Genomic DNA, 18,043 nt, shown 5'->3' on the forward strand with positions numbered 1-18,043 from the left:
ACAGTATAGTAGGTTCAGGAAGCGATGATTCCTTTAAAGCCACTTTTCAAACTGAATTCTTTTGTCCATTGCATAAATGACGGGTGCACCAATCAAAAGGACAACGAATTCACCAACGGCTGTGGTGCCCCAGCCTAACCAGAATGGTAAACCAAAGGCAAGGTTCAGTTCGATTGCAATCAAGAACATTGTGAACGTGAAAAAGATAATCGTCGCGATCATCCGTCCTTGGACGCCTTTAATGAACCGCGAAACAAAAATGATCAGAAGCAAGGCGAGTATGGATTGCCCGACCCCGAAAACCAAGTCAAATGGAACCATAGGTGAAAAAAGCAGATTCGAAATGAATACACCGCCTACGATGCCATAGATATATTTTTTATTGAATACAATCAGATGGTTCAGTATTTCCGGAACCCGAAATTGGTACGCGCCAAAAGATATTGGTTGAAACACGAATGAGACCGCCACATATAAGGCAGCCAATATCCCGCTTATCACGAGGGTACGATTATTCATTTTTTTCTCTCCTAGTTTTTTATCGTGGGATGGTTACGAACCACGTATAGGTTTTTGCCCGAAACTTAATAGTAGTCGATATATGCCTATTTCGTCAATGTGTAAAGAATGGTTATTGCATGACAAAGCCTCATGTAAGCCAAACGGATTTTTGATTTCTTGCATGGAAGGATGATATTATTTTTATAGAGAAGCAGAAGGAGTGAGAGTGACGTGTCAATTGAAAGTGTCAAACATCATTTTGAAAAATGGAATCTGGAAGGCGAAGTGATGGAGTTCGAAACGTCAAGTGCTACGGTTTATGAGGCAGCGGATACCATTGGCGTCATCCCAGCACGGATCGCTAAGACTCTATCCTTCAGGGGAGAAGGGGACAAGGCGATTTTAGTTGTAGCAGCCGGGGATGCAAAAGTCGATAATAAGAAGTTTCGCCAGACATTCGGCTTCAAGGCAAGGATGCTGGCTCCAGATGAAGTGCTCCAACAGACTGGGCATGCTATCGGCGGCGTTTGCCCATTTGGATTGGCGAATGAGCTGGATGTTTTTCTTGATATATCGATGAAGCGCTTTGAATCAGTATTTCCCGCTTGCGGCAGTACGAATTCTGCGATAAAGCTTACACTTGCACAATTATTTGAATATTCAGGTGCTAAGGAGTGGGTTGATGTGTGTAAGGATTGGGAATAAGCGGGGAGCAGGGATGAAAAGGATATTTTTAAGAAACGGAATTACGCTAGGGTGGACTTAAAGATGATCGTGAAGAAAATTCATAATTGGAGTGTGAAGGATGTTAAGCGGAAGTCATCGAAAAAACAATAGTAGCTACCTTAGTCTTAAAACTCTTTATGAAGAAAACATCACGGTTAAGAGTGTAGCCCAAGAGCTTGAGGCCTGTCATAAAAATGATGAAGCGCTCGTTATACGGAAGGCGCTGGAGAGTAAGAATTTCGATATAATGGCAGTGCAAGATCAAGGGGATATCATCGGATATATCGAAAGGGAAGAGCTTGGTGAAGGGAGGATCTCGAAGTATTTGAGAAGCTTTTCTCCACGGGAGCTTGTTTCGGATTCTACCCCTTTGATTCAACTTCTTCATATTTTTAAAAATAAAACAAGAGTGTTCGTTTTGGAGAATAATTCAATTAAAAAGTTGATAACTCATGCAGACCTTCAAAAGCCGCCCATCAGGATGTTGATATTCGGATATATCACCCTTTTGGAAATGAGGCTGAGCGACATCATTTTGCATAGATTCGGTGATGGTAGCTGGCACTCCATGATCAGCGAGGACCGTTTGGATAAGGCAACTGAATTATATCGGCGCAGAATTGATAAAAATGAAGATATCAACATCATAGAGTGTCTTCAAATCAGTGACAAGTTCGATATTATCCATAAAGATCAGGAAATGAGGCACTTTTTCCAAATTCCCTCAAAAAGTAAGGGAAGGAAGGATGCGAATGCCATCCGGAAATTACGGGATAAAATATCGCATGCTAATGAATTGGGGCTGGACATGTCATGGATGGAGATCATTGAAGTGGTCGAGTGCTGTGGACATCTGCTCGAACTCTCCGAATCATATCAATATGAGAATTAAGAAACCGGCAATCATGCTGGTTCTTTCTCGTGTTTGGAGCTAGATGCCAGAAAAAGCTGCCCATATTAGGCAGCTCCCCCAAGATATCAAAACTCTGGCAGTTGGTCGAGATTGTTTTCCTTGATTCCATCAGGCTCACTCCGCAATATGTCACGTCCATATTTATGGAAGACATCAACATTGGCAAGTTGACCTGCCTTAGCCTCGGAAAGGGCAGTCGGGTAGTCGAGTTCGCGGCCGGAATTCGTCTTGATGGCAATGATATTGTCATCTTCATTTTTCCTGACAGCAATGATTTCTTCCTTTCCAGTTGAATCAGGTTGATTTGCTTGCGGTGTACCCTGCTGTTTATAGGATTCATAGGCTTTTTCAAATTGGTCCATCGTTTAGACACCTCCTATGTATAGGGTGAGCCATTTGTTCTGCAATATACAAATCTCATCCAGGCACTTCCTTGCCAGCCGCATTCAGTATTTACATACGTCTACAGGGTTGACTTTCGGCACGTTTCGAATTCCTTGGAAGTTTCTATATTTTGTAAAAAAAGTAACTTTCGGCATGGGTGAACAGGGATAAACCTACCTAGTTAGAAATCTCCTTATATTGTAAAATGGTGGAGTGAAACTATGAAACTGGGAGGCAATCTATGAAAAAACAATTTCTATCATTTACATTAGCTGCTGGAATGGTATTTGGTGCATCAGGGACAACGACTGCATTGGCAGCAACACACCCTGCTCCAGCGCATCATGCAGCGTCCGCAGATAAGCAGGTCGTTAATAGGATCGAAGTCGACAAGATCTACAGAAATATTGCATACCTCTCAAAAACACCTCGAGTGGCCGGGACTGAATCAGAGTACAAGGCCGTCCAGTTCATCAAAAAGCAATTCAAATCATATGGTTATAAAGCCAATATCGAAGAGTTCAATTTTTTATCCTATACTGATCCAAATCGGGTCGAGCTATCCATTGATGGCTTTGATGCGGAAATCAAGCCAAATCATTTAACTTATTCAGTGAATGGAAATCCATCAGGTGAAGTGGTCTATGCCGGCCTAGGAACGAAGGAAGAGCTTGAAGAAGCAAGTGTCACTGGGAAGATTGCCCTTATTCAAAGAGGAAGTTTCACTTTTGCAGAGAAGGTATTGAACGCAGCAGAAAAAGGGGCGGCTGGTGTCATACTGTACAATAATGCAGATGGCGAATTGAACGGGACCCTCGGAGGGGTTAATGATCAATTTATTCCTTCTATCACGATAACGAAAAAGGATGGAGAAGCCCTGCTGGAAAAATTGAATGCAGGAGTCAATTTGACCGCATCATTAAAAATAGAGGGGGCCCATGCTGGAGAGAAAACCTCTTATAACGTGGTGGCCATGAAAAAGGCTACGAAGAACGTGAAAGCAAAAAAAAGCGATATCATTTATATCACAGGTCATCATGATTCAGTTGCAGGAGCACCGGGAGCGAATGATGATGCATCGGGAACGTCCGTGACACTTGAACTTGCCCGGGTATTAAAGAATCTTCCCACTGATACGGAAATCCGTTTCGTTACTTTCGGCGCTGAGGAGAACGGACTGCTAGGTTCGCAGCACTATGTCGGCAACCTCTCTGCTGATGAGATCAAGCGGACGATTGCCAACTTCAACCTCGATATGGTTGGAAGCAGGGACGCAGGAGATTTGGTCATTTTGAGTAATGATGGTGAAATGAATCTTGTGACCAAGCTTGCCCAGGCATCAAGCACCAGACTGAATGGAACGCCGACTCCATATGGACAAGGCGGCCGAAGCGACCATGTATCCTTCGCCGAAGCGGGTATTCCTGCGGCCTTATTCATCCACAGTCCTTCAGAACCTTGGTATCATACTCCTGATGATACGATTGATAAGATATCCAAGGAGAAGCTTCAAGATGTAGCTGAAATCGTCGGCACCGCCGTTTATGACCAAGCTAAAATCGAAAAGAAAAATCCATTTCCACCTCATGGAAAAAAAGTAAAGGCTCCTCATTTAGCTGAAGAGAAAGACTTCAAGTGAAAAAGAGGAAAGGAGTTTTGAAGGGTGCAGGCTGCATCCTTTTTTATGTTTAAAAATGGAAAAATAGGGGTAAAAAGTCTAAGTTGCAATTTGTTTTTTATGAGGGGATCATCCTAATGATTTAGCTTAAATAGCTTATTTATCCCTATTTAACTGTAAGACTATAATCCTTATAATAAAAAATATGAAAAATATGACAATAATAAAGAATGGTTTTTTGAGGTGATTACGAAGTGCATGCAAACACTTTAAGGGAGATTCACTCGGCCATCTCGGGTAGAATGTCCGACGTGAGTGAAAAAATCAATCGCTTGGAGCAGGCTAAACGACAAATCAATGAAGAACAAAATGCATGCTTAGGGGAAATCGGGAAAATAAAATATCCGGAATTGGCAGGAAGCTGGATGGGAAAACGAGCCGGTGACTTCCAAGATGCCCGCAGCGATGCGTACAAGGCCATGTCTACGATCATTCATGTTGATTATGACGACTACCAAGAGAAAATCGAAGGAAAGATCACGATGTTGAATATAGAGAAAACAGCTTTGAATGCAGCTGGCACCATTGCCCATGAAGCGGATGCCCTTTTAGGTAAAGGAGAGACCTTCATCGAACAATTGGAAAGTAAAATATCATATTTAAAAGGGTGGTTGTTTTAATGACGACAATCAAACTGAATCATCCTGCTGTAACAAAGCAGGTCGATCAGGTGAAGACGGCGCTTGGAGGCGTCACGCTTGGAAATCTGCCGGCAGGGGAGCTGGGCAGCAATAAATTGGAATTTACCTCGAAGTGGATTGATCGGGAAACGAACCTTGAGAAGGTTTTTGAACAATATATTAAAATCGTCCAAAAAAATGTGGAAGATACCCGTGCCAACATTGATTTATTAAAAGAGCAGGACGAGGCCATGGCCCATACTTCAAATGGATATCCTTCGCGATGAAAATCTTCGAAGCACAAAGCTTGCAGGCCGCAACCAAGTCACGCGCCAAGCAATATGAAGAATTAAAGAAGCAAACCGATGCCCTGAAAAAGGAATTTCAGGGCATCGTCGGCCTGGATAACGAGTTTCAGGGAGCCGGTGCTGCAGCCATCAAAAGCTTCTATGAAGCGCAAATCGAGGTGGCGGACGCCTGGATGGAACTATTCACGACCCAAATCAGTTTTTTGGAAGGCGTTCCGGCAAGTCTGGAAGAAGCGGACCTTTCCGGGAGGACAGTGGTCGAGGTTCCCTTTTTAGATGCAGAAGTATCGAACGGAATCAACCAAGCGAAGTCGCTTGTCGACCAACAAGCGAACGATCTCCAAAGGATCCTGAACAGCATTGACGATATCCTTCCTCTGGATATGTTCGACCAACAGGAATTTAATGAAAAAATCACGCTTGCCGGACATAGACTGGATGACACCGTGACAAAAGTCGAGAACGTCGACCGGCAATTGGTCGAGGAATATGAAGTGTCAATCGGGCAGGAAAATGTGGCAGTTGGCCTCTTCCGGGCCTTGCTTGATTCCACTAAACAGGACGGCAGCATTTCGCCAATGACATTCAACCAATCGGCATTCAAGAATAGTGACGTCTACCAAGTGAAGGATGAGGTCGCCGGTCAGATGAAGGACTATCAGACCTTCAAGAAGCAGCAAGCAGAAGCACGGAAAATCGAACAGGAAATGGAAGAACTCGAAAACCGCCCATGGTACGAAAAGGCCTGGGATACGACAAAAACCTTTACAGGGGAATTCACGGGTTATTATGATTCAATCAGGGCATCGACCGGAGTCGATCCAGTAACGGGACGCAAGCTGTCCGATGCCGAGCGAATCGCCGCCGGCGCGATGGCCGCCGCTGGATTCATCCCCGTCGTCGGCTGGGCCGGCCGTGCTATCAAGGGCGGCCGCGCCATCTACAAAACGGCAAAAGGACTGAACGCAGCGAACCACGCACTCGACGCTTATAAATCGGCTAAAGGCTTTAGCCTTCTCCAGAAATCCGAATACGGAATATATGGACTGCTCACTGCCAACGGCCTCGGTGAAGCCGCCACCGGAAAAGACATGTTCGGCAACCAGCTAACCGAGGAACAGCGCCAGAACGGGCTGTTGATGGCACTTGGAATCGGCGGTGTGGCAGGTGCCGCTAAATATGTGGATCACAAGTTTAAATTGAACAGAAGCTTATCCACAACAAAAGTAATTTCAAAAACAAGTGATGGTATAAAAAAGGTAGTGAATCAAAATGGTTATGAAGTCGATGAATTTATAAAGTTATTACACCCCGATAAAGTACTGAATTTAACAGAAGAAGATATAGTAGCTTCAATTAGGAATCAAATCGGCATTCCAATTAAAGGGACAATAATGGCTAAAACTATTCCACAAATGGATATTTATAAATACTTATATGACCCTGATTATAATGGTGTTAGAGGCTTTACTGCTGTTAAAGATGATTCTATACAATTAAAGAGTTTACATGACCATTATGAAGGAGCCAGATTGGATTATAACAATACAGCCTATAAAGTTACACATGGTGTAGATGGAATTTCCCAATCTATTGGAGGACCAGATAGATTTTATGGTGTGTTTGAATATCGGTTAAATGACCCAAGTAAAATTTCAATCCCAAATTGGGATCCAACTCCTGACTCTTATCCATATACAGGTAGAGGATTTACTGGTAGTAAAGAAGTTGTATTACCAGAATATTATCATCCACCTAAACAATTTGAAGATGGTGATATCCTTGATATTAAGGATGCAACTACTGGTGAAAAGCAAATGAGCTTTATATTTGATGGAGATATTATGGAATGGGTACCTAGAAAATGAGGTGAATAAAATATGAAATATGCAAAATATAATCAAAAGGATTATCATTTGAATATTCGAAATGACATGTTAAGGCTGAGAAGTAATACACCAGATCCAGGATTTCAAGAACTTATTGACTTAGCAGGAAATAAACATCCTCATCTATATATCAAGGTGGTACCTATAGAAGAAGTGGACTTTGCTTATGAGCTAGATTTTTTAGTGACTTATAAAGGGAAAGAGTTTGGTCCTTATTCATTAGGCAGGCATATCTTGGATAAAAATGAGATTTCTTTATTCAGTATGGATAGTAATGATGTAGACCTATATGGATTCGAGAAGCAGGAGCAATTTGTTTTTAAAAAAGAAGTGCCTCTTGACGAAATAGAATCAATAATAGAGGTGAAAAAACCAATATTAATATTTGGAGATATACCTGAAAGTAAGAAGGTTATTCCAAAGGGAGAAATTAGAGACTATTTAATGAAGTTGGATAATTAATTTTGCGCTTTAGAGTTGTTGTATATGTTCAATGTAGGAAGCGATTATTAAGACTGGTCTACTTATTTACATGAACATGGAGCAAAGTTAATAAGGTTGAAAATGGGAAAGAGGTATTGGTTGGAAGATATGTGGAATGGGATGAAGTGGTGATAATGGAGGAAAGGAAATCTTATTCAAATAGAATAAATCCTTATTTAATACACATATAAGGGTATGCGCTTAATTTTGCCAGTACAAACCGTTTCCATTAAACGAAAAGCAAACAAGCGATTATTTCTTCAAAAAGCGGGTATAAAGTATTGAGCGTTCTTTCATTTAATAGCTAGCACTAAGTTTTCTTTATGTTGAATAAGGAGAATTTGGTGGGAGGTGATTAAATGAGGAAAGCCTATGGTATAAAAAGTTTGATAGTTTACCTTGAGTCGGTAAATCATCCAATTACCGAAGAGGAAGTCAATGATCTGATAGTAAATAAAAAGATACCCCATCTCAGACCCATCAATAATTTGCTGATTTTTAATTTAGATCATATTGATGGATGGCTTCGTGATCAACCATCCAAACCTTAGCTAATCGAAGGTACTGCTTTATTAAAACAAACAAATGAAGATGAAAGTGAGCCGGCCAAGGTGTTTCATGAACCCTTGGCCGGCTCATTTCTTTTTCATATTAGTGGCAAACCTATTGGATTAGGGAATTAAAGGAAGCACCAACTGGCGCATGGTTCATATAAGGGTAAGCAGGGCTTGGATTCCGGTTAGGATGATCCCGATTATGAAACCACATACGGCTCCGTTCACACGAATCCATTGCAGGTCTTTTCCTACACCATTTTCCATCATATCAATCAGCGTTTCGTTGTCTAGCTTATCCAGATTTTCCTGGACCAGATTGCCGATTTGGGTATGATTATTTTCAATGAGAATAGTGATTTGTTTCTGGATCCATTGATCGATGCTGGTGCTGTTTTCTTTTAAATTAGCAAGGATGCGCTGCATGATGGGATTCAAATAAGCGTCCATGAAATGTTCACCTTCGACGAAATTCAAGGCTTCTTGTTGAATTTGTTCTAGGGTTCCCGTTATTGTTGCCTCAGGCTCCCATTTTGTTAGAAGCTGCTGCTTCCATTTTTCAACGCCTTGTAATAGTTCCTTGTTATCATTGATGCCTTGAATTTCTTTCCTGATATATAAAATTAATGCTTCTCTATTTGGTTCATTCTCATTTTTTAAATTATTTACGACACTTAACAGAAGATTTTGGATGATATTGCCCAATTTCTCTTCGTTAAGCAAGCTTTGAATTGATTTAACGGCAAACTGAAGCATGCCCTCCAGTTCAACCTTGCTGAGTACATCCATGGAAACAGTGCCTAGTCGGTGACCGGTTTGTTTTTGCTTCAACCAATCTTCAGCTTTTTTCAAAACATGGTCCAAAGCCTTCTTATCAAACTCTTCGTTTAGTAACTGTGAACTCACTGCATGGAGAATCTTGCTCATGTCCATGTTAGAAAGTGATCCCTTTATTTTTTTTGCAACGAAAGGTGTAACCTTTTCTACATCTATATAACAAATCATTTGCTTAATAAGTTTAATCAGGACTTTTCTAAACGTGGCACTTTGTGTCTCTTTTACTATAACCGGGATCAATTTTTCTGTAAAAGGAATGTTTTTGACTTTATCCTGAATGCTCTCCTTAGACAGCCAATCGTTTTTCAGCATCGAAACGAGTGCATTGGTCATTCTTTTCCGGTTGTTGGGCAAGAGAGCAGTATGGGGGATTGGAATTCCAAGCGGATGGCGGAATAGTGCAGTGACGGCAAACCAATCTGCTAATCCACCGACAAGTCCTGCCTCAAACCCTCCGTGTAATAAATCCAGTGGCAAGGAACCTAGAAATGGAGTGGTTGCAATATATCCCGCTCCCATGAACATTAATGAATACCGAGCTATTTTTCTTGACGATTTTATTTTTGGCGACATTTTATTCCCTCATCCTTAACATGATATTCCATTACTATTATCGAATCATCAACGTGTTTTATGTCTTACTTTTATTTAGTAGTATAGCAGGTAGTTCAAAAAAATACCCACAACAAAGGTGTAAGTTCATATTTCAGCAATGGGGGAACCGGTTATTAAGAAAAAAATATTTGCAATCCAATAAAAAGAGCCGATCATTTCAATCGGCTAAACGTTCAAAGTTCATCATTATACACTTTTTTTAATCGAATCGTTTTTAACGTCCACAATCTTTTTCCTATCTTTCATGCGGCTGAAAATGTAGGCTAATATGGATCCGGATATATTATGCCAAACGCTGAAGATGGCACTTGGTACAGCTGCCAAAGGAGAGAAGTGGGCGGTTGCTATCGCTACACCCAAACCGGAATTCTGCATGCCGACCTCCATGGCAACCGCCTTCTGTTTAGCCAAATCCATCCCGCATAACCGGGCAAAGAAAAAGCCGAGAATGAAGCCAAGAACGTTATGAAGCACGACGACCGCGAAAATCATCAACCCGGTTTTAGCCAGTTGATCTTGGCTGCCTGCCACGACGGCAGATACGATCAGCACAATCGCAATGACGGACACTAGTGGCAAAGCCTTTGCACCGGCCTCTGCTTGTTTGCCGAAAAATTTCTTGACGATGAATCCAAGCAGGAGCGGGATGATCACGACTTGAACGATGGATATGAATAATGATCCAATGCTGATATTGACCCATTTGCTTGCCAAGAGCAGAATGAGAAGCGGGGTGACGATGGGAGCCAGGATGGTGGAAACGGAGGCGATGGCAACCGCAAGCGCAACATTTCCTCTTGCTAGGAACACCATCACATTTGAAGCTGTTCCACTAGGGCAGCAACCGACCAAAATGACGCCAACCGCCACTTCCTTCGGTAAATCGAATCCGAGTGCTAATGCAAACGCCAATAAAGGCATGATGATGAAGTGTCCCGCCACCCCAAGTGCTACCTCTTTCGGTCGCCGGAAAACTTCTTTGAAATCCGCGGCGGATAGTGTAAGACCCATGCCAAACATGACAATTCCCAATAAAGGAACGATATACGCCCCGATCCATATAAAGTGATTAGGCAAGATATACGCTATGACTGCAAATATCATGACCCATAAGGTAAATGTTTTACCAGCAAATGCGCTGACTTTCTCTACTAAACCCATAATGACCTCCCTGATTTATAAAATAAATCAATTATAGTTTATATTCTGAATATTTAAAACCCTTTGGTGATAAAAAAAATCCATGCGGTTTAAACCGCTAGCTTACTGTGTTTTTTTGGTGATGTTTGGATTGGTGAGTTGTAAGAACAAAATTAGCATGCTTATGAAACTACAATCAGTATAAGTTGTTTTAAATGGCCAATTATTGCTATTGTAAGAATATTGACGGTAATACATGAAGTGGAGATGTGGGTGCTTTGATACATATATTAATTGCGGATGATGACCGACATATTAGGGAATTGCTTAAATTCCACCTGGAGAAGGAAGGATACATCATTTTTGAGGCGAGGGATGGGAACGAGGCCTCGCTGGTACTGGAGAACGAGCGCATCCATCTAGCCGTTGTCGATATTATGATGCCTTATAAAAACGGACTGGATCTTTGCAAGGAAATACGTGATCAATATGACTTGCCGGTGATTTTATTGACTGCTAAAGATCAACTTATCGATAAAGAACATGGTTATTTTGCCGGTACCGATGATTATCTTATCAAGCCATTTGAGCCAAGGGAGCTAATGTTTCGAATAAAGGCTCTATTGCGAAGGTACCGAATGGTTAATTCAGAATCAATCGCATTGAACGAAACGATTATTGACCGTAAAAGCTATGAGGTGCGAATACAGGGGAAGACATTGCTCCTGCCGCTTAAGGAATTTGAGCTGCTGGCACAGTTAGGGAGTTTCCCGGAGCGGGTTTTTACGCGTGAGCAACTGATTGAACTCGTATGGGGTGCTGATTTTGTAGGAGATGACCGAACGATCGATGTTCACATTAAACGATTAAGGGAGCGCTTCTCCGGGCGGACAGATGATTTTTCCATCACCACCGTTCGTGGCCTCGGTTATAAGCTGGAGGTTAACAAAAAGTGAAAACACTCTATTTCAGGATAGTTATTCAAACCATACTGATCATGGTGCTCGCAAGTGTCATCGCCTTTTTAATTTCCAATGTATACTACCATAAGGTTCAAAAGCCCTTCAATGGTGAGAAGATAAGCAAAGTCGCGAGTGATATCGTTTCCTTATATGAGGAAAATCCAGGTCAGGATATCGATGCCTATTTAAACCATATAGCAGGATTGCACTATCAGATATATTTGTTTAATGAGCAGGGTGAAGGAACTCTATATGGGGAGCCGTTTCGGGAAACCGTCTTGGATTCAGGCACGATTTCTGGAGTTTTGAACGGCAAGACATACCAAGGGATCGCCAGCTATAATAATGGGCTATTCATTACCGGTTTTTTTGATGATGTACTAATCAATAGCATCGGCGTCCCCATTAATGTCGATGGCGAGAAACATGCCCTGTTTGTAAGACCGAATATAGAATTGCAGTTTGGCGAAATACGCTTTTTCCTTGCCGTTTTGCTAATACTTACACTTCTTCTCAGTTTTTTATTCGTGATCATCAATACACGTTTCATCGTCAAGCCGATTACGAAATTGACTGAAGCTACAAAAAGAATCGCAGATGGAGATTATGGAAGTGAATTGAATGTTTCACGAAGTGATGAAATCGGGGATTTGGCACAGCATTTTTCGAAAATGACCCATAGTATCCAGAGGCTGGATGAGATGAGGCAGGAGTTCGTATCGAACGTTTCTCATGAAATTCAATCGCCGCTTGCATCCATCCAAGGGTTTTCGCAAACCCTGCAATCAGAGGAATTAACAAGGGAACAAAGAAATCAGTACTTGTCGATAATCGAAAAAGAGAGCAGGCGTATGTCTTTGTTAAGTAAACAGCTGCTTCAGCTAGCCTCGTTGGATAAAGAGGAAGACCCGCTGCAGCGGTCCAGTTTCGATTTGGCGCAGCAAATTCGGCAAGTGATGTTCATGCTGGAATGGAATTGGCGGGAGAAAGAAATGTTGATCGAAATGGATGTGCCCTCAACCGTTGTTTTTGCAGATGAGAGACTTATGAGTCAAGTATGGACGAACTTGATAACCAACAGCATTAAATATTCCGAAACCGGCAGCTCTATTTACATCCGCCTTACAAAACTGGACCATTTTACTGAAGTGATGATTTCAGATACTGGCTTGGGAATTTCGGAAGAAGACCTCCCGTATATCCTGGATCGATTTTATAAAGTAGACAAAGTGCGGAATCGCAGTGAAACGGGCAGCGGTTTAGGGCTTTCAATTACGAAGAAGACGATCGACCTGCATGGTGGAACGATCGAAGTTCAAAGCGAACTTGGCAAGGGAACCACTTTTTATATCCGTTTGCCCCTTATGTAATCATCCGTTCATCTTCCATTCATATTGGTTGAGTACAATCCAGTCATACCGATCGAAGCGCATATGAATCGGTTAAGAAAAGGAATGGGAGATGAAATCATGTTTTTAGCCATCCGTGAACTTAAGCATTCAAAGTTACGTTATTTGCTGATTGGATTGATCATAGTATTGGTAGCTTTGCTTGTTTTTATCATTTCAGGATTAGCCAATGGACTTTCTTCAGATAACGCTTCATCCATACAAAACATGAAGGCTGACTATTTCGTCATGGAACATGACTCAAAAAACAAATTGAACCGATCGATCATATCCATGGACATGCTGGAAGAACTCCGTGAACCTGAAGTTCAAACGGCTGAAGGTCTGGGGCAAATGATGGCCACCTTAAATAAAATCGGTTCAAATGAGAAAACGGAGGTCACGATTTTTGCCACCAATGGCAGAGGTATATTGGCACCGGAAGTCATGGAAGGAACAAGCTACGATGATAAGAAGCAAGGTGAGGCTGTTGCGGATCGTTCTTTAAAAGAGGTCGGCTATAAGTTAGGTGATTCATTTCAAGATGAGTTGTCAGGAAAGGTTTTCACCATAGTTGGTTTTACGGAAAACCAATCTTACAGCCACGCGCCGGTTGTCTACATGAATGTTGCAGGATGGAGGGAAATCAATCCTGTACTGAAAAACCATGCAAAGAATTCGATAAGTGCGCTAGCTGTGCAGATGGATGCAAAGGATGAAGAGACTATACGTGAGGCATTACCTGATGGCGTAACACTTCTATCAAAAGATGAAATGCTTCAGAGTATCCCAGGGTTCAAAGAAGAACAGGCCACATTGACAATGATGATCGCCTTCTTGTTTGTCATTGCAGCGTTTGTCCTGGCGGTATTCTTCTATGTGATTACCTTGCAGAAAACGAATCAATTCGGAGTCCTTAAAGCACTTGGTGCCAATACGGTTTATCTTGCAAAAAGCATCGTTGGCCAGGTCATGCTGCTTGCCGTTGTATGCATCGTAATTAGTGTGGCACTGACATATGGAGTCACTTTAATCATGCCAGAGGGGATGCCCTTTGAATTGCGTCCAGATTTGGTCATTAAATATTCCTTGTTACTTTTGGTTGTTTCCGCATTAGGTTCAATTCTATCACTCTATCGAGTAGCGAAGATAGATGCGCTTGATGCAATAGGGAGGGTTTCGTGATGGTAGATAAGTTATTGTTTGAAAACATCAGTAAAATTTATGAAGAAGGCGATGAGAAGGTGACAGCCCTTGATGATATTTCCCTAAATGTAAGGTCGGGGGAATTCGTTGCCATCGTGGGACCATCTGGTTCAGGAAAAAGTACGTTCCTTTCCATAGCCGGTGCATTACTTTCACCGAGTAAAGGCCGTTTTCTGCTTGATGAGAAAGATATCACATCATTATCTTCAAAGGAATTGACCCGGGTCCGGCTTGAAAAAATCGGGTTCATTTTTCAATCAGCGAATCTAGTTCCATATCTGAACGTACGTGACCAGCTTCTGCTACTTTCTGAATTGGTTGGCAAGCGGGATAAAAAAGCTGTGATTAAAGCGGATGGTTTGCTTAGCCATCTTGGTCTTGAACATCGGGCAGATCACTTGCCGGAGGCGCTGTCAGGTGGAGAGCGGCAGCGTGTAGCCATCGGCCGATCGCTTATGAATGATCCGGAAATCATTTTAGCCGATGAACCAACCGCAAGCCTTGATACCAGAAGGGGAAGGGCTGTAGTCGAAATGCTTGCGCATGAGGTGAAGTCAAGAAATAAAGCGGCGATCATGGTTACACACGATGAAAGAATGTTAGATTTATGTGATCGGGTGATCCATATCATAGACGGCAAGGTTTATACAAATGGTGATAGGGGAAAACGCGTGAACCTGCATAAGTAGAATGGTTAAAATAAAGAATGGGGCTGCTTTATTCCGGTAAGACAAGGAATATGGCAGCCCTATTTGTTCATGTCTTGAAAAGAAGACAGTCGGTGAGTGGACGAAGCATCTGGAAAAGAAAAAATCTTTGAAGGAATAAGGTGATTTCCATGTTACTATAGAGCAGTGAAATTAACCTATCTTTTCACATTAACCATACTTAAAGGAAGGTAATAACCATGAAAAAGATTTCTTTAGATGTTTTCTTTATAGTAATAGGGGCCTTTATTTTCGCCTTGGCAATAAACCTTTTCGTTATTCCGAATGAACTGGGAGAAGGGGGAGTCACGGGGATAACCATCATTTTATTTTATCTTTTTGAATGGTCGCCTGGGCTTTTAAGCTTGATCATCAATGCTTTCCTGCTCATTGTCGGTTATAAATATTTGTCAAAAATGACCACGATTTATACGATCGTTGCGGTTGCATTCAACTCGTTATTCCTTCATTTAACGGAGAGCTGGAATATATCTTCCGATGAAATTGTCATCAATGCGATTTTTGGCGGTGTGTTTGCCGGTGCAGGAATTGGGATGATCATTCGAGTGGGCGGCACGACTGCCGGTACAACGATCCTGGCCAGAATCACCAATAAGTATTTGGGATGGAGCTTAAGTTATGGACTTCTGTTTTTTGATTTGATCGTTGCGTTCTCATCTTATTTCATCATTGGCGCAGAAGGTCTTATGCTTACAATCCTCATGCTTTATATTGGAACGAAAACGATGGAGTTTATTATAGAGGGCTTGAATCCGAAAAAAGCGATTACCATCATATCAAATGAAGCAGACCAGATTGCAAGTCAAGTAACCGTATTGATGGATCGAGGAGTTACCGTTTTTAGCGGTCATGGATATTACACAAAAGCTTCAAAGGATATTTTGTATATCGTGATTAGCAAGCAGGAGGTACTCAAGCTAAAGAGAATCGTGAAAGCTACCGATAGCAATGCATTTATTGCGATTCACGATGTCCGAGACGTATTCGGTGAAGGGTTCCTCGATATATCGAAGTCCTGAAGGGATCGATTAACTGGCAGGCAAAAGGGTTTTGGAATGTTTCCATTCTGAAACCCTTTTTATATTTTCGAGGGCGGTTAAATGGAGATCGCCTCAGATTTTGTCTGAATGTGTCATGAAATTTTTTGTAAAATAATCTATATATTCATAATTATTTGTTATATCATGTAATTCAGAAGTTTTACATCCTGAGGAGTGCAGCCATTAACAATGGAGGTGTTCAAGGTGATCCTTTTGAAAGTGGATGACAGGAAATTTGGGAAAAGAGATATCAAGTACAGTGTGGTTGATAAGGAAACGAATGAATTGATCATCAGCGGCATATTTGAAGAATTTGGTCAAGCAAGCGATAAATATTATGAATTGAAAGATGAATATGGATCTTCCAATGTGAAGATGGTATTGAAATGATAGAAGGGAGACCACTGGTTTCCCTTCTTTTGGTAGATAATAAACCCGGCCGATTATTTTAATGATTGCATATAGGAATAATTCCTGACTTCCGAATCATATAAATAAGTTATATCATCTTATTTAATCCTTTTTTTGCAAAAATATTCAAAAATATTGAAAAGTGTGGGATTTGGTGGTAATATAAAGCGCATAAATGTAAACGTTTGCAAAGGAACCGTTTGAGGAGGTGGTGTAAAGAGTCAGGATAGTTTGTATATATGATAGATTAAAAGATTTTTATTTTCTTTTTTTATGCAAACGTTTTCTTTAAATTGCATGAATTTTATGAATAAGGGGGAGTCGGTAGGCATGAAGCGTAAAAAATGGTACGGGGGAATCTTTTCTATTTTATTGATATTCAGTGTGATTCTGGCTGGGTGTTCTTCTTCAACGGGCGGGGACGGCGGCTCTAAGGATGATGTGACTCTTGATGTATTTCAATTCAAGGTAGAATTCAAATCGCAATTCGAGGCTTTGGCCAAGCAGTATGAAAAAGAAAACCCAGGTGTGAAAATCAAAATATCGACAGTCGGCGGCGGAAATGATTATAAATCAGCCATTACGGCAAAATTCGCTTCGGGTGAAGAACCAGCCGTTTTTAACATTGGCGGGCCGGTGGATGTCGAACAATATAGAGATAGATTATTAGATTTAAAGGATACGAAAGCGGCAAAAGCTGCCCTTGATGGCACTTTGGATGGTGTGAAAGAGGACGGGCAGATTCTCGGACTTCCATTCAACCAAGAAGGGTACGGCTTGATTTATAACAAGCGTATCTTTAAAGAAGCCGGAATTGACCCTGAACAACTCACAAGCTATTCAGCGCTCGAGGCAGCGGTCAAGAAAATCGATTCACAGAAGGATAAATTGAAGCTTGATGCGGTTTTCGCCTATCCGGTCAAAGAGAAGTGGGTGACAGGTAATCACTTATCCAATGTGTTTTTAGCTCCGGAGTTCGACGGGAATGTATTGGAAGCTAGCAAATCCCCTACTGTTAAATTTACGGATGGCGATAAGTTCAAGCAACTTGTCGATATCCAAAATAAATATTCCGTCCAGCCGACAGCGAGTCTTGATTACTCTCAACAAGTGGAAGAATTGTTCTCGTTGGAAAAGGTTGCAATCATTCAGCAAGGAAACTGGGTGTATAACACCGTGTACGATATGGATCCCGAGCTAGCGGAAAAAGGAATTGGCATCATCCCGATTCCTAATGGTGAAAAAGCTACGGGTATGCCGGTCGGCGTCCCGAACTATTGGGCAGTGAACAAGAAATCCGATGAAAAGGTACAGAAGGAAGCGAAGAAGTTCCTTGATTGGATGTATACATCCGACGAAGGGAAAAAAGCCGTCCTGGAAGATTTCAAATTCATTCCTGCTTATGAAGGATATGACGTGGAAAAGATAGCCGATCCAATTTCTAAGGAAATCTATAAATATTCCCAAGCAGGAAATACGACAGGCTGGGTGTTTAACGGATATCCTGTCGGCTGGAATGATGAACTTGGTGCCAGCGTCCAAAAATACGTAACCGGAAAGCTGACATGGGAAGAATTCGTTAAACAGAACATTGAAAACTGGGAAAAGATCCGTAGTAAATAATGGCTTGAAAATGACCAATCGGCATGAAAGCATGTCG

General features: G+C 41.6%; 19 protein-coding genes and 1 riboswitch. Of the genes, 15 read left to right on the forward strand and 4 right to left on the reverse strand.

Annotated features, from left to right (window positions below; all coding sequences use genetic code 11):
• Positions 1 to 33 precede the first annotated feature (33 nt).
• Positions 34 to 519, reverse strand: a complete 486-nt coding sequence (locus tag ABE28_RS02135; protein WP_064462291.1) for a QueT transporter family protein — start codon at positions 517 to 519, stop codon at positions 34 to 36.
• Positions 520 to 524: 5 nt separating this feature from the next.
• Positions 525 to 569, reverse strand: a riboswitch (PreQ1 riboswitch).
• Positions 570 to 732: 163 nt separating this feature from the next.
• Here ABE28_RS02135 and ABE28_RS02140 point away from each other — a divergent pair.
• Positions 733 to 1,206 carry a YbaK/EbsC family protein gene (locus ABE28_RS02140; protein WP_064462292.1) on the forward strand — a complete coding sequence of 158 codons (474 nt, stop codon included), beginning with the start codon at positions 733 to 735 and terminating at the stop codon, positions 1,204 to 1,206.
• A 100-nt stretch (positions 1,207 to 1,306) separates the two neighbouring features.
• Positions 1,307 to 2,119 carry a hypothetical protein gene (locus ABE28_RS02145; RefSeq protein WP_064462293.1) on the forward strand — a complete coding sequence of 271 codons (813 nt, stop codon included), beginning with the start codon at positions 1,307 to 1,309 and terminating at the stop codon, positions 2,117 to 2,119.
• Between the two features lie 86 nt (positions 2,120 to 2,205).
• On the opposite strand, the gene ABE28_RS02150 is transcribed toward ABE28_RS02145, so the two are convergent.
• Entirely contained in the window at positions 2,206 to 2,502 is a 297-nt protein-coding gene (locus tag ABE28_RS02150) for a DUF3892 domain-containing protein (RefSeq protein WP_061140562.1), read from the reverse strand.
• A gap of 263 nt (positions 2,503 to 2,765) precedes the next feature.
• Here ABE28_RS02150 and ABE28_RS02155 point away from each other — a divergent pair, with 263 nt between their 5' ends.
• From ABE28_RS02155 to ABE28_RS02180, 6 genes are all read left to right on the forward strand, one after another.
• Positions 2,766 to 4,163: a M28 family peptidase gene (locus tag ABE28_RS02155; RefSeq protein ID WP_064462294.1), complete on the forward strand. Its 1,398-nt coding sequence runs from the start codon at positions 2,766 to 2,768 to the stop codon at positions 4,161 to 4,163.
• A 233-nt stretch (positions 4,164 to 4,396) separates the two neighbouring features.
• Positions 4,397 to 4,822 carry a YwqH-like family protein gene (locus tag ABE28_RS02160; protein WP_156775662.1) on the forward strand — a complete coding sequence of 142 codons (426 nt, stop codon included), beginning with the start codon at positions 4,397 to 4,399 and terminating at the stop codon, positions 4,820 to 4,822.
• Positions 4,822 to 5,109: a YwqI/YxiC family protein gene (locus ABE28_RS02165; RefSeq protein WP_064462296.1), complete on the forward strand. Its 288-nt coding sequence runs from the start codon at positions 4,822 to 4,824 to the stop codon at positions 5,107 to 5,109. Before ABE28_RS02160 ends, ABE28_RS02165 begins: the two co-directional genes overlap by 1 nt.
• A complete protein-coding gene (locus ABE28_RS02170; protein ID WP_064462297.1) occupies positions 5,106 to 6,998 on the forward strand; it encodes a ribonuclease YeeF family protein in 1,893 nt (630 codons plus the stop codon). The genes ABE28_RS02165 and ABE28_RS02170 overlap by 4 nt, the downstream gene beginning before the upstream one ends.
• 12 nt (positions 6,999 to 7,010) lie before the next feature.
• Positions 7,011 to 7,481: a hypothetical protein gene (locus tag ABE28_RS02175; RefSeq protein WP_064462298.1), complete on the forward strand. Its 471-nt coding sequence runs from the start codon at positions 7,011 to 7,013 to the stop codon at positions 7,479 to 7,481.
• A 380-nt stretch (positions 7,482 to 7,861) separates the two neighbouring features.
• Entirely contained in the window at positions 7,862 to 8,053 is a 192-nt protein-coding gene (locus ABE28_RS02180) for a hypothetical protein (protein WP_064462299.1), read from the forward strand.
• Between the two features lie 156 nt (positions 8,054 to 8,209).
• Here ABE28_RS02180 and ABE28_RS02185 read toward each other — a convergent pair whose 3' ends face one another.
• Positions 8,210 to 9,466, reverse strand: a complete 1,257-nt coding sequence (locus ABE28_RS02185) for a DUF445 domain-containing protein (protein WP_064462300.1) — start codon at positions 9,464 to 9,466, stop codon at positions 8,210 to 8,212.
• A 228-nt stretch (positions 9,467 to 9,694) separates the two neighbouring features.
• On the reverse strand, positions 9,695 to 10,669 hold the full coding sequence (locus tag ABE28_RS02190) for a bile acid:sodium symporter family protein (RefSeq protein WP_064462301.1): 975 nt from the start codon (positions 10,667 to 10,669) through the stop codon (positions 9,695 to 9,697).
• A 257-nt stretch (positions 10,670 to 10,926) separates the two neighbouring features.
• On the opposite strand from ABE28_RS02190, the gene ABE28_RS02195 reads away from it, so the two are divergent.
• From ABE28_RS02195 to ABE28_RS02225, 7 genes are all read left to right on the forward strand, one after another.
• Positions 10,927 to 11,604: a response regulator transcription factor gene (locus tag ABE28_RS02195; RefSeq protein ID WP_064462302.1), complete on the forward strand. Its 678-nt coding sequence runs from the start codon at positions 10,927 to 10,929 to the stop codon at positions 11,602 to 11,604.
• Positions 11,601 to 12,980: a sensor histidine kinase gene (locus tag ABE28_RS02200; RefSeq protein ID WP_064462304.1), complete on the forward strand. Its 1,380-nt coding sequence runs from the start codon at positions 11,601 to 11,603 to the stop codon at positions 12,978 to 12,980. Before ABE28_RS02195 ends, ABE28_RS02200 begins: the two co-directional genes overlap by 4 nt.
• Positions 12,981 to 13,079: 99 nt before the next feature.
• The gene (locus tag ABE28_RS02205; RefSeq protein ID WP_064462305.1) at positions 13,080 to 14,183 is read left to right on the forward strand and encodes an ABC transporter permease; all 1,104 of its coding nucleotides are present in this window, start codon (positions 13,080 to 13,082) and stop codon (positions 14,181 to 14,183) included.
• Complete coding sequence (locus ABE28_RS02210) at positions 14,183 to 14,893, forward strand: ABC transporter ATP-binding protein (protein WP_064462307.1); 711 nt, start codon at positions 14,183 to 14,185, stop codon at positions 14,891 to 14,893. Before ABE28_RS02205 ends, ABE28_RS02210 begins: the two co-directional genes overlap by 1 nt.
• Positions 14,894 to 15,111: 218 nt before the next feature.
• Positions 15,112 to 15,951 carry a YitT family protein gene (locus tag ABE28_RS02215; RefSeq protein WP_061140576.1) on the forward strand — a complete coding sequence of 280 codons (840 nt, stop codon included), beginning with the start codon at positions 15,112 to 15,114 and terminating at the stop codon, positions 15,949 to 15,951.
• Between the two features lie 210 nt (positions 15,952 to 16,161).
• Positions 16,162 to 16,362, forward strand: coding sequence for a hypothetical protein (locus ABE28_RS02220; protein ID WP_064462309.1), 201 nt, complete (start codon positions 16,162 to 16,164; stop codon positions 16,360 to 16,362).
• A 351-nt stretch (positions 16,363 to 16,713) separates the two neighbouring features.
• A complete protein-coding gene (locus tag ABE28_RS02225; protein WP_064462311.1) occupies positions 16,714 to 18,006 on the forward strand; it encodes an ABC transporter substrate-binding protein in 1,293 nt (430 codons plus the stop codon).
• Positions 18,007 to 18,043: the final 37 nt, after the last annotated feature.

The organism is Peribacillus muralis (assembly GCF_001645685.2).
GTDB classification, from domain to species: Bacteria; Bacillota; Bacilli; order Bacillales; family DSM-1321; genus Peribacillus; species Peribacillus muralis_A.